Genomic DNA, 14,796 nt, shown 5'->3' with positions numbered 1-14,796 from the left:
GTCCGTACACGCTTTTGCAAAGTGACTCGCTGTAAGAGAGAAACCATAAGTAGCCGTTACCGCAGAAACGGATATGTACACAATCAAACCATCACCGCCTGCCGCACCTGCTTCTCCAGTTCAGCCTTCAACCCAGGCTCCAACTTAAGCTGCCGCGCCAACTCATCGAGGTAAGCCTTCTCCATGAAGTTCTCCTCATCCACCAACATCACACTGGCGATATACATCTCGGCGGCCAATTCCGGAGTACTGGCAGCCCGAGCCACATCTGCCGGATCCAGCGGCTTGTTCAGCTCGGCATGTAACCACTGCTGCAACTCACGATCGTTATCCAGCTTCACAAACTCCCCTTCGATCAACGCCCGCTCACGCTCATCCACATGCCCGTCAGCCTTGGCCGCAGCCACCAGCGCCTTCAAAATCCCCTGGCTGTGCTGTTCGACCTGGGCCGGCGGCAACCGATCAATGGTCTGCGGCTCCCCTTGAGGCGCACTGGCCTGCTGCGCCTGCCAATTACCGTAGGCCTTGTAGGCAATCACCCCCAAAGCAGCCAACCCGCCATAGGTCAGCGCCTTGCCGCCAAACTTGCGGGCTTTCTTGTTGCCCAGCAACAGACCCATGGCGCCGGCCGCGAGGGCCCCACCACCGGCACCGCCAAGCAAGCTACCCAATCCGCCGCCACCCAGCAGTCCGCCAATGGCCCCCTTGTCATCTGACTTGCGCTGCCCGCCAGCCTTGTTCTGCAACATGTCCTGGCCGGATTTGAGCAGTTGATCGAGCAATCCACGGGTATTCATTCACAACCTCCAGAAACTCAAGTTCACAGGACCAATAGGCCCCCAGCGTAAAACTAAGTGCCAAAAACCCCCGATCTAGAGTGCTTCCAGATGTAACGCGCCTACCCCTCAATTAAAACGATATACACTCGAACAAATCTATAAAAACACCCCACTGGTAATTCCAGCATGATGACCTTGCGTCAGATCCGTCACTTCATCGCCGTGGCCGAGACCGGCTCGATCTCCGCCGCTGCCCAGACCGCCTTCATCTCCCAGTCCACCCTGACCCTGGCGATCCAGCAACTGGAACAGGAAATCGGCGTCAACCTGTTCAACCGCCACGCCAAGGGCATGACCCTGACCCACCAGGGCCACCAGTTCCTGCGCCAGGCGCACCTCATCCTCGCCACCGTCGACAACGCCAAGCGCAGCCTGCAACAGAGCACCGACCAGGTGGCCGGGCAGTTGATCATCGGCGTGACCAGCCTGGTCGCCGGCTACTACCTGGCGGACTTGCTTACCCGCTTCCAGCGCGCCTACCCCAATGTCGAAATCCGCGTGATGGAGGACGAACGCCCCTACATCGAACACCTGCTGGTCAGCGGTGAAATCGACGTCGGCGTGCTGATCCTCTCCAACCTCGAAGACCGCCACGCCCTGCAAACCGAAGTGCTCACCCACTCGCCCCACCGTTTATGGCTGCCCGCCCAGCACCCGCTGCTGGAACACGACAGCATCAACCTGGCGGATGTGGCGCGCGAGCCGCTGATTCAGCTGAACGTCGACGAAATGGGCCACAACGCCCAACGCATGTGGACCGGCGCCGGGCTGCAACCTCGCGTCACCTTGCGCACCGCCTCGACGGAAGCCGTGCGAAGCCTGGTCGCCGCCGGCCTGGGCGTGTCGATCCAGCCGGACATGACCTACCGCCCCTGGTCCCTGGAAGGCGACATCATCGAGGCCCGGCCGATTGCCGACCTCAGCCAGACCCTAGACGTGGGCCTGGCCTGGCGCCGGGGCACGGCGCGCCCAGCACTGGTGGACCCATTCCTGACGGTGGCCCGCGAACAGCCCCACCCACGCAAGCCATCTATTTAATCGAATGCTGCTTTCAGTATTTAGTATTTGTTGACCTCGCGCCTGACCTCTAGTCTCTGCTCATCCCATAAGAGAAGGTCAGGCGCCTCGCACGAGAACAGCCATGACCACACAAGAAAAGAGATCGCGAAAAATGTCTGGCGCGCCCACACCGCTGCTCACTGCGTTGCTGATCGACGGCGAACTGGTCCCGGGCCAGGGGTTTGTCGAGCCGATCATCAACCCGGCCACCGGTGAAATCCTCACCCATATCGCCGAAGCCAGTACCGAGCAGGTCGAAGCCGCAATCCTCGCCGCCCACCGGGCCTTTGCCGGTTGGTCGCGGACCACGCCCCAGCAGCGTTCGAACATCCTCCTGGGCATCGCCGAGACAATCGAAAAACAAGCCGACTACCTCGCCCGCCTGGAATCGCTGAATTGCGGCAAGCCGCTGCACCTGGCACGTCAGGACGATTTGAGCGCGACCGTCGATGTGTTCCGTTTCTTCGCCGGCGCCGTGCGCTGCCAGACCGGGCAACTGAGCGGTGAATACCTGCCGGGCTACACCAGCATGGTGCGTCGCGATCCGATTGGCGTGGTGGCCTCCATTGCGCCGTGGAATTACCCGCTGATGATGGCCGCCTGGAAAATCGCCCCGGCCCTGGCGGCCGGTAATACCCTGGTGTTCAAGCCGTCGGAACATACCCCGCTGTCGATCCTGGCCCTGGCGCCCGTACTGAGCCAGTTGTTGCCGCGCGGGGTGATCAACATCCTGTGTGGCGGCGGCGAAGGGGTCGGCAGCCATTTGGTCAGCCACCCGAAGGTGCGCATGGTCTCGTTGACCGGCGATATCGTCACCGGGCAGAAGATCCTCCAGGCCGCCTCCAAGACACTCAAGCGCACGCACCTGGAACTCGGCGGCAAGGCCCCGGTGATCGTGTGCAACGACGCCGACCTGCAAGCCGTGATCGAAGGCGTGCGCGCCTACGGTTACTACAACGCCGGCCAGGACTGCACCGCCGCGTGCCGCATCTACGCCCAGGCCGGCATCCACGACAAATTGGTGGCCGAGCTCGGCGCCGCCGTCAGCAGCCTGCGGTTTGCCGGCAAGCGCGATGCCGACAACGAACTCGGCCCGCTGATCAGCACCCGCCAGCGCGACCGCGTCGCCAGTTTTGTCGAACGCGCCCTCGGCCAGCCGCATATCGAACGCATCACCGGCGCCGCCGTGCATTCCGGTGCTGGCTTCTTCTACCAGCCAACCTTGCTGGCCGGTTGTAAACAGAATGATGAAATCGTGCAGCGCGAAGTGTTCGGCCCGGTGGTCACCGTGACCCGCTTCGACGAGCTGGAACAGGCGGTGGACTGGGCCAACGACTCGGAATACGGCCTGGCCTCCTCCGTGTGGACCCAGAACCTGGACAAGGCGATGCAAGTGGCGTCGCGCCTGCAATACGGCTGCACCTGGATCAACAGTCATTTCATGCTGGTCAGCGAAATGCCCCACGGCGGCTTGAAGCGCTCGGGGTATGGCAAAGATCTGTCCAGCGATTCGCTACAGGACTACAGCGTGGTGCGGCACATCATGGCGCGCCACGGCCAGCATCTTTAAAACAACAACTACGCTCACGCACCACCTGCTGCAAAAACTGCCCCGACCATAATTAAAGAAGAGGGAACCCCCATGTCTGCGCACAAGACCGCTCTGCTCAGTGCCCTGACCACCGCGCTGCTGGCCAGTGTCAGCATCCAGGCCGCCGAACCGCTGAAGGCGGTGGGTGCCGGTGAAGGCCAGTTGGATATTGTCGCCTGGCCCGGCTATATCGAACGTGGCGAAAGCGACAAGAACTACGACTGGGTCACCGGTTTCGAGAAAGAGACCGGCTGCAAGGTCAACGTCAAGACCGCCGCCACCTCCGACGAGATGGTGAGCTTGATGGCCAAGGGCGGCTACGACCTGGTCACCGCGTCGGGCGATGCCTCGCTGCGGTTGATCGTCGGCAAGCGCGTACAGCCGATCAACACCTCGCTGATTCCCAACTGGAAGAACATCGACCCGCGCCTGAAAGATGCGCCGTGGTACGTGGTCGGCCAGCAAACGTACGGCACGCCGTACCAGTGGGGCCCGAACGTGTTGATGTACAACACCAACGTGTTCAAAACCGCGCCCACCAGCTGGAACGTAGTGTTCGATGCGCAGAACCTGCCGGACGGCAAGCCGAACAAAGGCCGCGTGCAGGCCTATGACGGCCCGATCTACATCGCCGATGCGGCGCTGTACCTCAAGGCCACCAAGCCGGAACTGGGCATCCAGAGCCCGTACGAGCTGACCGAAACCCAGTACAAGGCCGTGCTCGACCTGTTGCGCGCCCAGCAGCCGTTGATCCACCGCTACTGGCATGACACCACCGTGCAAATGAGCGACTTCAAGAACGAAGGCGTGGTGGCCTCCAGCGCATGGCCGTATCAGGTCAACGGCCTGGTGAACGAGAAACAGCCGATTGCCTCGACCATTCCGAAGGAAGGCGCCACCGGCTGGGCGGATACCACCATGCTGCACACCGATGCCAAGCACCCGAACTGCGCCTACAAGTGGATGGACTGGTCGCTGCAGCCGAAGGTCCAGGGTGATGTGGCCTCGTGGTTCGGTTCGTTGCCGGCGGTTCCCGCGGCGTGCAAGGAAAGCGAACTGCTGGGCGCCGAGGGTTGCAAGACCAACGGTTTCGACCAGTTCGAGAAGATCGCCTTCTGGAAAACCCCGCAGGCTGAAGGCGGCAAGTTCGTGCCGTACAGCCGCTGGACCCAGGATTACATCGCGATCATGGGCGGGCGCTAAGCACTCCCTAGTTGATCGTTCCCACGCTCCGCGTGGGAATGCCTCCTGTGACGCTCCGCGTCACGACTTTAAGGGCGGACGCGGAGCGTCCAGCGCTGCATTCCCACGCAGAGCGTGGGAACGATCACCTCTACCTCCGATTTAATTTTTACAAGACGCGCCTTTTTGGAGCACCGCACCATGACGCTTGCAGTCCAATTCACCCACGTTTCCCGTCAGTTCGGCGAAGTGAAAGCCGTTGACCGGGTTTCCATCGATATCCAGGACGGCGAGTTCTTTTCCATGCTCGGCCCTTCCGGCTCGGGCAAAACCACGTGCCTGCGCCTGATCGCCGGGTTCGAGCAACCAAGTGCCGGCTCCATCCGCATCCACGGTGAGGAAGCCGCCGGCTTGCCGCCGTATCAGCGCGACGTGAACACTGTGTTCCAGGATTACGCGCTGTTCCCCCACATGAACGTGCGGGACAACGTGGCCTACGGCCTGAAAGTCAAAGGCGTGGGCAAGACCGAACGCCTCAACCGCGCCGAAGAAGCCCTGGGTATGGTCGCCCTCGGCGGTTACGGCGACCGCAAGCCGGTGCAACTCTCCGGCGGCCAGCGTCAACGTGTGGCCCTGGCCCGCGCACTGGTCAATCGTCCGCGCGTATTGCTGCTGGATGAGCCCCTCGGCGCTCTCGACCTGAAGCTGCGCGAACAGATGCAAAGCGAGCTGAAGAAACTGCAACGCCAACTTGGCATCACCTTCATCTTCGTCACCCACGACCAGACCGAAGCACTGTCGATGTCCGACCGTGTGGCCGTATTCAACAAGGGCCGCATCGAACAGGTCGACACCCCGCGCAACCTGTACATGAAGCCCGCCACCACCTTCGTCGCGGAATTCGTCGGCACCTCCAACGTGATTCGCGGCGAATTGGCGCAACGCTTGAGCGGTAACCCGCAGCCGTTCTCGATCCGCCCGGAACACGTGCGTTTCGCCGAAGGCCCGCTGGGCAGCGGCGAGGTGGAAGTCAGCGGCCTGCTGCATGACATCCAGTACCAGGGCAGCGCCACCCGCTACGAACTGAAACTGGAAAACGGCCAGGCCCTGAACATCAGCCAGGCCAACAACCAATGGCTGGACACCACCGCCGGGCATCAAGTCGGCCAGTCCATCACCGCGCGCTGGGCGCGGGAAGCCATGACGCCGTTGACCGACATCGCAGGCGAGGTGTGACATGAGCCTGGCCCTGTCCCAACCCCCGATGCGCAGGTTTTCCAACCTGCTGTACAAGAAGCCCAACCTGTACCTGTCGCTGCTGCTGGTGCCGCCGCTGATCTGGTTCGGCGCGATCTATTTGGGGTCGCTGCTGACCTTGCTGTGGCAAGGCTTCTATACGTTCGATGACTTCACCATGGCGGTCACCCCGGACCTGACCCTGGCCAACTTTGCCGCGCTGTTCCAGCCGTCGAACTTCGACATCATCGTGCGCACCTTGAGCATGGCGGTGGTGGTGTCCATCGCCAGTGCCATCGTCGCGTTCCCGATCGCCTACTACATGGCGCGCTACACCACCGGCAAGACCAAGGCGTTTTTCTACATCGCGGTGATGATGCCGATGTGGGCCAGCTACATCGTCAAGGCCTACGCCTGGACCCTGCTGCTGGCCAAGGGCGGCGTGGCGCAGTGGTTCGTGCAGCACCTGGGCCTGGAGCCGGCGCTGCAATTCATCATGGGCATTCCCGGCGTGGGCGGCAGCACCTTGAGCACCTCGCACCTGGGGCGGTTCATGGTGTTTGTGTACATCTGGCTGCCGTTCATGATTCTGCCGATCCAGGCCTCGCTGGAGCGTTTGCCGCCATCGTTGCTGCAGGCCTCGGCAGACCTCGGCGCCAAGCCGCGCCAGACCTTCATGCAGGTGATTCTGCCGCTGTCGGTGCCGGGGATCGCGGCGGGTTCGATCTTTACGTTCTCGCTGACCCTGGGCGACTTCATCGTGCCGCAACTGGTGGGCCCGCCGGGTTACTTCGTCGGCGGCATGGTGTACGCGCAACAAGGCGCTATCGGCAACATGCCCATGGCCGCGGCGTTCACCCTGGTGCCGATCGTGCTGATCGCGGTTTACCTGTCCATCGTCAAACGTCTGGGGGCCTTCGATGCACTCTGAAAAAGCCTCACTCAGTCTAAAAATCGCGGCCTGGGGCGGGTTGGTTTTCCTGCACTTCCCGATCCTGATCATCTTCCTCTACGCCTTCAACACCGAAGAGGCGGCGTTCAGCTTTCCACCCCAGGGCTTCACCCTGAAGTGGTTCAGCGTGGCCTTCTCGCGGCCGGACGTATTGGAAGCGATCAAGCTGTCGCTGCAAATCGCGGCCATCGCCACGCTGATTGCGATGGTGCTCGGCACCCTGGCCTCGGCGGCGTTGTATCGCCGGGAGTTCTTCGGCAAGCAAGGCATCTCGCTGATGCTGATCCTGCCGATTGCACTGCCGGGGATCATCACCGGTATCGCGTTGCTGGCGACCTTCAAGACCCTGGGGATTGAGCCGGGGATGTTCACCATCATCGTCGGCCACGCGACCTTCTGCGTGGTGATCGTCTACAACAACGTGATCGCCCGTTTGCGCCGCACTTCCCACAGCCTGATCGAAGCCTCGATGGACCTCGGCGCCGACGGCTGGCAGACCTTCCGCTACATCATCATGCCCAACCTCGGCTCGGCGTTGCTGGCCGGCGGCATGCTGGCGTTCGCGCTGTCGTTCGACGAAATCATCGTCACCACCTTCACCGCCGGCCACGAGCGCACCTTGCCGCTGTGGCTGCTCAACCAGTTGAGCCGGCCACGGGATGTGCCGGTGACCAACGTGGTGGCGATGCTGGTGATGATCGTGACGATGTTCCCGATCCTGGGTGCCTATTACCTGACCCGCGGCGGCGAAAGCGTGGCCGGTAGTGGCGGTAAATAACTGACAACACATTGCCACTGAAGGAATGAGATTCAAATGTGGGAGCGGGCTTGCCCGCTCCCACACTTGAACCGGTTTCGGCAGGGGAAACGATGCAGCTTTAAGAGGACTGAACCATGCAAACCAAACTGCTGATCAACGGCCATCTGGTCGAAGGCGAAGGCCCGGCGCAGCCGGTGTTCAACCCGGCGTTGGGTCGGGTACTGGTGGAAATCAAGGAAGCCAGCGAAGCCCAGGTCGACGCCGCGGTGCGTGCTGCCGACAGCGCTTTTGAAGGCTGGTCGCAAACGCCACCGAAGGATCGCTCGCTGCTGCTGCTCAAACTCGCCGACGCCATCGAAGCCCACGGCGCAGAGCTGGCAAAGCTTGAGTCGGACAACTGCGGCAAACCCTACAGCGCGGCGCTGAACGACGAGATCCCGGCGGTGGCCGATGTGTTCCGCTTCTTCGCCGGCGCCAGCCGCTGCATGAGCGGTTCGGCCGGCGGCGAGTACCTGCCGGGCCACACCTCGATGATCCGCCGTGACCCGGTGGGCGTAATTGCCTCCATCGCGCCGTGGAACTACCCGCTGATGATGGTCGCCTGGAAAATCGCCCCGGCCCTGGCCGCCGGTAATACCGTGGTGCTCAAGCCTTCGGAACAAACCCCGCTGACCGCGCTGCGCCTGGTGGAACTGGCCGCTGAAATTTTCCCGGCCGGTGTACTCAACCTGGTGTTTGGCCGTGGGCCAACCGTGGGCAGCCCGCTGGTGAATCACCCGAAAGTGCGCATGGTGTCGCTGACGGGTTCGATTGCCACCGGGGCCAATATCATTTCCAGCACTGCCGACAGCGTCAAACGCATGCACATGGAACTGGGCGGCAAGGCGCCGGTGATCATCTTCAACGACGCCGATATCGACGCGGCGGTGGAAGGCATTCGCACCTTCGGCTTCTACAACGCCGGGCAGGATTGCACCGCTGCGTGCCGGATTTATGCACAGGCCGATATCTACGACGCGTTCGTCGAGAAGCTCGGCGCGGCGGTTGCCAGCATCAAATACGGTTTGCAGGATGACCCGGCCACCGAGCTGGGCCCGCTGATCACCGCACAGCACCGTGACCGTGTGGCCGGGTTTGTGGAGCGTGCCGTGGCGCAATCCCATATCCGCCTGATCACGGGTGGCAAGGCGGTGGAAGGCAACGGGTTTTTCTTTGAGCCGACGGTGTTGGCCGACGCGCAGCAGGACGATGAAATCGTGCGCCGCGAAGTGTTCGGGCCAGTAGTGTCGGTAACCAAATTCACCGACGAGGCCCAGGTATTGGCCTGGGCCAACGATTCGGACTACGGCCTGGCCTCTTCCGTGTGGACCGCCGATGTCGGCCGCGCCCATCGCCTGGCTGCACGGTTGCAGTACGGCTGCACCTGGGTGAACACCCACTTCATGCTGGTCAGCGAAATGCCCCACGGCGGTCAGAAACTGTCCGGCTACGGCAAGGACATGTCCATGTACGGCCTGGAGGACTACACCACGGTTCGCCATGTGATGTTCAAGCACTGACCCTTTACTCCTGTCGAAGCGAGCTCACTGTGGCGAGGGAGCTTGCTCCCGCTGGAGTGCGAGGTGCTCCCAGGTTTTTTGGGGCCGCTACGCAGCCCAGCGGGAGCAAGCTCCCTCGCCACAACAGCCGGCTCCTGCAGGGATCTCATAACAATAAATAATTCGCAGGTTCCCATGGACATCACCCGCCGCGACTTCCTCAACGGCGTCGCTATCACGATTGCCGCCGGTATGACCCCGCTGCAAATCCTCCAGGCCGCTCCCGATGGGCGCTACTACCCGCCCGCCCTCACCGGCTTGCGCGGCAGCCATGTCGGCTCATTCGAAGTTGCCCACCAGATGGGCTGGGAAAAGAAGGCCTTCGACACCGATAAACTGCCGATCACCGAAGACTACGACCTGGTGGTGGTCGGCGGTGGCTTGAGCGGTTTGTCGGCGGCGTGGTTCTACCGTGAGAAGCACCCGAAGGCGAAGATCCTGATCCTGGAGAACCACGACGACTTCGGCGGCCATGCCAAGCGCAATGAGTTCCAGGCCGGTGGCCGGCTGATCATCGGCTACGGCGGCAGCGAAGCGTTCCAGTCACCGAATCATCTTTACAGCAAGGAAGTAAACGGGCTGTTGAAAAAACTCGGGGTGAACATCAAGCGCTTCGAGACCGCCTTCGACCGCCAGTTCTACCCGGGCCTGGGTTTGTCCCGTGGGGTGTTCTTCGACAAGGAAAACTTTGGCGAAGACAAACTGGTGACCGGCGACCCGACGCCGATGGTCGCCGACGACATCGCCCCGGACCAGTTGCATGCGCGCTCCATCAGCGACTTCATCAATGATTTCCCGCTGCCGGAAACCGACCGTCAGGCGCTGATTGCCTTGCACGTCGCGCCCAAGGATTACCTGCCGGGCAAGACTGCCGAGGAAAAGGCCGAGTACCTCGCGACCACCAGCTACCGCGATTTCCTGCTCAAGAACGTAGGACTCTCGGAAGGCGCGGTGAAGTACTTCCAAAGCCGCACCAACGACTTCATGGCCTTGAGTATCGACGCGGTGGCGTCGGCTGACGCCTATAGCGTGGGTTTCCCTGGCTTCGGCGGAATGAACCTGGCACCGATCAGCGAAGAAGCCGCCGCAGAAATGGAAGAACCCTACATCTACCACTTCCCCGACGGCAACGCCTCGCTGGCACGCTTGCTGGTGCGCAGCCTGATTCCGGCAGTGGCACCGGGGCACACCATGGATGACATCGTGCTGGCGCCGTTTGACTACGCCAGGCTTGATCAGCCCAGGACGCCGGTGCGGGTGCGTTTGAACAGCACTGCGGTCAGTGTGCGTAACGTCGGTGACGGTGTGCACATCGGCTACAGCCGTGGCGGCCAACTCGCACAGGTACGCGGCAAACGCTGCATCCTGGCCTGCTACAACATGATGATCCCGTACCTGCTGCGCGATCTGCCGGCAGAACAAGCCCAGGCCCTGAGCCAGAACGTGAAGTACCCGCTGGTCTACACCAAAGTGGTGGTGCGCAACTGGACGTCGTTCCAGAAGCTGGGGGTGCACGAGATTTATGCGGCGACCCAGCCTTACAGCCGGATCAAGCTGGATTACCCGGTGAGCATGGGCGGCTACGAGCACCCGCGCGACCCGACGCAGCCGATTGGTTTGCACATGGTCTACGTGCCCACCAGCCCCAACAGCGGCATGAACGGCCGCGACCAGGCCCGCGCCGGGCGGGGCAAGTTGTACGGGCAGACATTTGAACAACTGGAAGCGCAACTGCGCGACCAACTGCAGCGCATGCTCGGCCCGGGCGGTTTCAACCACCAGACCGACATTCTGGCGATCACTGTCAACCGTTGGTCACACGGCTATGCGACCTTCTCCAACAGCTTGTTTGACGATGCCGATGAAAGCGAAAAACTGAAGGACCTGGCGCGCCAGCCGGTGGGACATGTGAGCATCGCCAACTCGGATGCCGCGTGGAGCGCGTATGCCCATGCGGCGATTGATGAGGCATATCGAGCGGTAGGCGAAGTGGGCTGATCCCGGCATTCCTGAAGGAAGAGATTATTGTGGCGAGGGAGCTTGCTCCCGCTGGGCTGCGCAGCAGCCCCAAACCAGGCGATCGAGATATCCCTGAAGGATCTCCATCGCCTGAGCTGGGGTCGCTTCGCGCCCCAACGGGAGCAAGCTCCCTTACCACACGGTTTCCACAGAAACGTCTTGTTTCATATGCAGCGCCATCAACCCGCCATCAATCATTTTTCCTTCCGCACCGAACCGCTTAAGCTATTTGGCATCTGTTTAATGTCCGTTGCGTTTGGCCGAAGGCATGTCCGAACCGTTTTCCTTGATCCAGCACGTGCCAGGAACGGCGCGGGATTGTTCACGACAGGTTGTATTTATGCACCGCAGGAATTTGCTCAAAGCGTCCATGGCCATCGCGGCTTACACCGGTCTGTCGGCCAGTGGCCTGCTGGCCGCCCAGGCCTGGGCGGGCAACCGCGCCGCTGATGGCGAGGCCCAGGCCTTCGATTTCGAGGCCCTGAAGATCCAGGCCAAGCAGTTGGCAAGCAATCGCTACCAGGACACCAAGCAGGTATTGCCGCCGACCCTGGCGACCATGACCCCGCAGAATTTCAACGCCATCGGCTACGACGGCAAGCATTCGCTGTGGAAAGAATTGAACGGCCAACTGGACGTGCAGTTCTTCCACGTCGGCATGGGCTTCAAGACGCCGGTGCGCATGTACAGCGTCGACCCGAAAACCCGCCAGGCCCGCGAGGTGCACTTCCGCCCTTCGCTGTTCAACTATGAAAAAACCACGGTAGACACCAAGCAGTTGACCGGCGACCTGGGTTTCTCCGGCTTCAAGCTGTTCAAGGCCCCGGAACTGGACCGCCACGACGTGCTGTCCTTCCTCGGCGCCAGCTACTTCCGTGCGGTGGATTCCACCGGCCAGTACGGCCTTTCCGCACGCGGCCTGGCCATCGACACCTACGCGAAAAAGCGCGAGGAATTCCCGGACTTCACCAAGTTCTGGTTCGAAACCCCGGACAAGGACAGCACCCGCTTCGTGGTCTACGCCCTGCTGGATTCGCCGAGCGCCACTGGTGCCTATCGCTTCGATATCGACTGCCAGGCCAACCAGGTGGTAATGGCCATAGACGCCCATATCAATGCGCGTACCGCCATCGAGCAACTGGGCATCGCACCGATGACCAGCATGTTCAGCTGCGGCACCGTTGAGCGGCGGATGTGCGACACCATTCACCCGCAAATCCACGACTCGGATCGCCTGGCCATGTGGCGCGGCAATGGCGAGTGGATCTGCCGCCCGCTGAACAACCCGGCTACCCTGCAATTCAACGCGTTTGCCGACACCGACCCGAAAGGCTTCGGCCTGGTGCAGACCGATCATGAGTTCGCCAGCTATCAGGACACGGTGGACTGGTACAGCAAACGCCCAAGCCTGTGGGTAGAACCTACAACCGCGTGGGGCGAAGGCTCTATCGATCTGCTGGAAATTCCTACAACCGGCGAGACCCTGGACAACATCGTGGCCTTCTGGACCCCGAAGAAGCCCGTCGCTGCCGGCGAATCCCTGAACTACGGCTACAAGCTCTACTGGAGCGCCCTGCCGCCGGTCAGCACGCCACTGGCGCAGGTCAATGCCACCCGTTCGGGCATGGGCGGTTTCACCGAAGGTTGGGCGCCGGGCGAGCACTACCCCGAAGTCTGGGCGCGGCGCTTTGCCGTGGACTTCAACGGCGGCGGGCTGGATCGCCTGCCTGAAGGCACCGGGATCGAGCCGGTGGTGACCTGCTCCCATGGTGAGGTCAAAGACTTCAGCGTGTTGGTACTGGATGCCATCAAGGGCTATCGAATTCTGTTTGACTGGTACCCGACCAGCGACAGCGTCGAGCCGGTTGAACTGCGGCTGTTCATCCGCACCCAGGACCGCACCTTGAGCGAAACCTGGCTGTACCAATACTTCCCACCTGCACCAGACAAGCGCAAGTACACCTGATACCGAACGTTCCCACGCTTGCGTGGGAACGCCCCTTCGGGATCTTCAGAACCGCGAAATACTCTTCATCGCCCCAATCAAGTACCGCATCGCCACCTGATCACTCTCGGTCAGGGCGCGGTACTGTTCCAGCAATTGCTCTTCGTCCGAACTCAGGCGCCGGCTGCGCAGCGACATCCTGCGGGCCAGAAAAGACGACAACACCCCCGCTACACCATAAGACTTGGCCATGGACTGTCTCCTCGTATCAATCAACTGCTCCTGGTTGCCCATAACCCCATCCCGCGATGCGACCTGCGAGGATCAACAAGCCGATTTCCTGGGCCAGAAATCATGCTTACCTTAAGCGTAGAAACTATCTTGCCAGGCGTGGGACTTTTTTAGAGTAATCACTTAAAAAAACGCTTGCAGGGCAATGACCTACAGCGTTATCCCACAAGCGGCCGGTACAGGTGGATGTCGTGCGGCTCCTGTTGAAACAGCTCGGGATCCGGCTGCTTGAGCAACCGGCAGCCGAGCCGCAGATAGAACTCCACCGTATTGCGCGATTCCGTGGCCGATACGTACAACGCCTCGGCCCCGGCTGCGCGGGCGTGTTCACAGGCCAGGGCAAACAGCTGGCCACCCAGGCCCAGGCCACGGGCCCCATGGCTCACATGCAGGAATTTGAGCTGGCGCATACGCAGGCCCTGGTTGAGGATAACCCGGTTGTCCACTACCACGGCCGCCAGCAGCTTTGCATCGTCAAACACACCGTGCAGCCACCCGCCGCGCTTCAGGCACGCCTGCAAGGCCACGGCATCCTGCTCCGCTTCGCCTTCGGGCCAGCCGCGCATGTCGTGGTGCTCGGGGTACAGCAGCAACTCCCCGTGCTCCACGCGATAGCACGCCTCGATCCGTTCGGTACGGTCAATCAGCGCCAGCAACGGCAGGTCCTTTTCGGTCAGGTCACGCTTGATCAACATGCTGTGCTTCCAAGGGTTGATGGTGAACAAGGTTGAAGCCTTCCGCAGGTGTCGGTGCTTCGAAATAGCCGGTGATCAAGTCGAACTGGGCGTCACTGGTTTCGAACGCGTGGGTACCCTCCGCGTTGCGCGCACGCAGGCGTGCCTTGCAGACCTCGTCCGGTACGTCCAGGTAATGCAATTGGTGGTCAGCGCCTGCGCCTTCGAACAGTGAGCGCATCCAGCGGCGACTGGCCAGGGTGTTGGCGGGAAAATCCAGCACCACCGAGACGCCGGCTTTGAGCAACGAGATGATATGGGCCGTCAACGCATCGCGCAGGTGGCCGGTGCAGCGCACGTAGTCGCCCAGAGCCTGGATCTGTCCGGGATAAAGGCGTGACAGCCACTCATCCTCGCTGATCAATACCGTCTGTGGGGCTTGCGACAACTGCTGGGTCAGGGTCGATTTACCGGCTGCGATTTTGCCGCAGATCAGGTGCAACATGAGCTTCTCCTTGTGTCGCAGGGCTTGGCCGGTGATCGGCGGGCAATAAAAAACCCGCCGGATCAAGGGCGGGTTTTTCATGCTTTTCCAGCACGCGTCAGCCCACCCTCTCCTGGAGGGTGGGAATAATCGAGGCGTTCAGTAA

Annotated in this window: 13 protein-coding genes; 9 read left to right on the top strand and 4 right to left on the bottom strand. The window is 61.6% G+C overall.

Features of this window, described 5'->3' with window-relative positions:
* Nucleotides 1-83: 83 nt before the first annotated feature.
* Nucleotides 84-797, bottom strand: coding sequence for a tellurite resistance TerB family protein (locus V6607_RS05995; RefSeq protein WP_134325819.1), 714 nt, complete (start codon nt 795-797; stop codon nt 84-86).
* Nucleotides 798-965: 168 nt separating this feature from the next.
* Between V6607_RS05995 and V6607_RS05990 the strand changes: the two genes are divergently transcribed.
* The 9 genes from V6607_RS05990 to V6607_RS05950 all read left to right on the top strand — a co-directional run bounded on the left by V6607_RS05990 (nt 966) and on the right by V6607_RS05950 (nt 13,202).
* Nucleotides 966-1,877, top strand: a complete 912-nt coding sequence (locus V6607_RS05990; protein WP_003209548.1) for a LysR family transcriptional regulator — start codon at nt 966-968, stop codon at nt 1,875-1,877.
* 133 nt (nt 1,878-2,010) lie between these two features.
* Nucleotides 2,011-3,468, top strand: coding sequence for a gamma-aminobutyraldehyde dehydrogenase (locus V6607_RS05985; RefSeq protein WP_338743435.1), 1,458 nt, complete (start codon nt 2,011-2,013; stop codon nt 3,466-3,468).
* A 72-nt stretch (nt 3,469-3,540) separates the two neighbouring features.
* Complete coding sequence (gene ydcS / locus V6607_RS05980; RefSeq protein ID WP_003209550.1) at nt 3,541-4,692, top strand: putative ABC transporter substrate-binding protein YdcS; 1,152 nt, start codon at nt 3,541-3,543, stop codon at nt 4,690-4,692.
* A 180-nt stretch (nt 4,693-4,872) separates the two neighbouring features.
* A complete protein-coding gene (locus tag V6607_RS05975) occupies nt 4,873-5,907 on the top strand; it encodes an ABC transporter ATP-binding protein (RefSeq protein ID WP_003209551.1) in 1,035 nt (344 codons plus the stop codon).
* A gap of 1 nt (nt 5,908) precedes the next feature.
* Nucleotides 5,909-6,838: an ABC transporter permease gene (locus V6607_RS05970; protein ID WP_003209552.1), complete on the top strand. Its 930-nt coding sequence runs from the start codon at nt 5,909-5,911 to the stop codon at nt 6,836-6,838.
* Nucleotides 6,828-7,637, top strand: coding sequence for an ABC transporter permease (locus V6607_RS05965; RefSeq protein WP_003209553.1), 810 nt, complete (start codon nt 6,828-6,830; stop codon nt 7,635-7,637). Before V6607_RS05970 ends, V6607_RS05965 begins: the two co-directional genes overlap by 11 nt.
* 116 nt (nt 7,638-7,753) lie before the next feature.
* A complete protein-coding gene (locus V6607_RS05960; protein ID WP_134325818.1) occupies nt 7,754-9,178 on the top strand; it encodes a gamma-aminobutyraldehyde dehydrogenase in 1,425 nt (474 codons plus the stop codon).
* 174 nt (nt 9,179-9,352) lie between these two features.
* A complete protein-coding gene (locus V6607_RS05955) occupies nt 9,353-11,215 on the top strand; it encodes an NAD(P)/FAD-dependent oxidoreductase (RefSeq protein ID WP_134325817.1) in 1,863 nt (620 codons plus the stop codon).
* Between the two features lie 361 nt (nt 11,216-11,576).
* Complete coding sequence (locus tag V6607_RS05950) at nt 11,577-13,202, top strand: glucan biosynthesis protein D (protein WP_102368202.1); 1,626 nt, start codon at nt 11,577-11,579, stop codon at nt 13,200-13,202.
* A 45-nt stretch (nt 13,203-13,247) separates the two neighbouring features.
* Here V6607_RS05950 and V6607_RS05945 read toward each other — a convergent pair whose 3' ends face one another.
* The 3 genes from V6607_RS05945 to V6607_RS05935 all read right to left on the bottom strand — a co-directional run bounded on the left by V6607_RS05945 (nt 13,248) and on the right by V6607_RS05935 (nt 14,651).
* On the bottom strand, nt 13,248-13,433 hold the full coding sequence (locus V6607_RS05945; protein WP_003209560.1) for a hypothetical protein: 186 nt from the start codon (nt 13,431-13,433) through the stop codon (nt 13,248-13,250).
* Nucleotides 13,434-13,630: 197 nt separating this feature from the next.
* Nucleotides 13,631-14,167, bottom strand: a complete 537-nt coding sequence (locus tag V6607_RS05940) for a GNAT family N-acetyltransferase (RefSeq protein WP_102605530.1) — start codon at nt 14,165-14,167, stop codon at nt 13,631-13,633.
* Nucleotides 14,151-14,651, bottom strand: coding sequence for an ATP-binding protein (locus V6607_RS05935; RefSeq protein WP_032899788.1), 501 nt, complete (start codon nt 14,649-14,651; stop codon nt 14,151-14,153). Before V6607_RS05935 ends, V6607_RS05940 begins: the two co-directional genes overlap by 17 nt.
* Between the last annotated feature and the right edge of the window lie 145 nt (nt 14,652-14,796).

The organism is Pseudomonas sp. KK18, from assembly GCF_037094675.1.
GTDB lineage: Bacteria > Pseudomonadota > Gammaproteobacteria > Pseudomonadales > Pseudomonadaceae > Aquipseudomonas.
The sequence above is the reverse complement of the archived record's forward strand: the minus strand, read 5'-3'. Positions and strand labels throughout refer to the sequence as shown.

Bases quoted from the DNA above. Each gene is read 5' to 3' on its own strand.
- V6607_RS05995 (WP_134325819.1), bottom strand. From the start codon at position 797: ATGAATACCCGTGGATTGCTCGATCAACTGCTCAAATCCGGCCAGGAC.
- V6607_RS05990 (WP_003209548.1), top strand. From the start codon at position 966: ATGATGACCTTGCGTCAGATCCGTCACTTCATCGCCGTGGCCGAGACC.
- V6607_RS05985 (WP_338743435.1), top strand. From the start codon at position 2,011: ATGTCTGGCGCGCCCACACCGCTGCTCACTGCGTTGCTGATCGACGGC.
- ydcS (WP_003209550.1), top strand. From the start codon at position 3,541: ATGTCTGCGCACAAGACCGCTCTGCTCAGTGCCCTGACCACCGCGCTG.
- V6607_RS05975 (WP_003209551.1), top strand. From the start codon at position 4,873: ATGACGCTTGCAGTCCAATTCACCCACGTTTCCCGTCAGTTCGGCGAA.
- V6607_RS05970 (WP_003209552.1), top strand. From the start codon at position 5,909: ATGAGCCTGGCCCTGTCCCAACCCCCGATGCGCAGGTTTTCCAACCTG.
- V6607_RS05965 (WP_003209553.1), top strand. From the start codon at position 6,828: ATGCACTCTGAAAAAGCCTCACTCAGTCTAAAAATCGCGGCCTGGGGC.
- V6607_RS05960 (WP_134325818.1), top strand. From the start codon at position 7,754: ATGCAAACCAAACTGCTGATCAACGGCCATCTGGTCGAAGGCGAAGGC.
- V6607_RS05955 (WP_134325817.1), top strand. From the start codon at position 9,353: ATGGACATCACCCGCCGCGACTTCCTCAACGGCGTCGCTATCACGATT.
- V6607_RS05950 (WP_102368202.1), top strand. From the start codon at position 11,577: ATGCACCGCAGGAATTTGCTCAAAGCGTCCATGGCCATCGCGGCTTAC.
- V6607_RS05945 (WP_003209560.1), bottom strand. From the start codon at position 13,433: ATGGCCAAGTCTTATGGTGTAGCGGGGGTGTTGTCGTCTTTTCTGGCC.
- V6607_RS05940 (WP_102605530.1), bottom strand. From the start codon at position 14,167: ATGTTGATCAAGCGTGACCTGACCGAAAAGGACCTGCCGTTGCTGGCG.
- V6607_RS05935 (WP_032899788.1), bottom strand. From the start codon at position 14,651: ATGTTGCACCTGATCTGCGGCAAAATCGCAGCCGGTAAATCGACCCTG.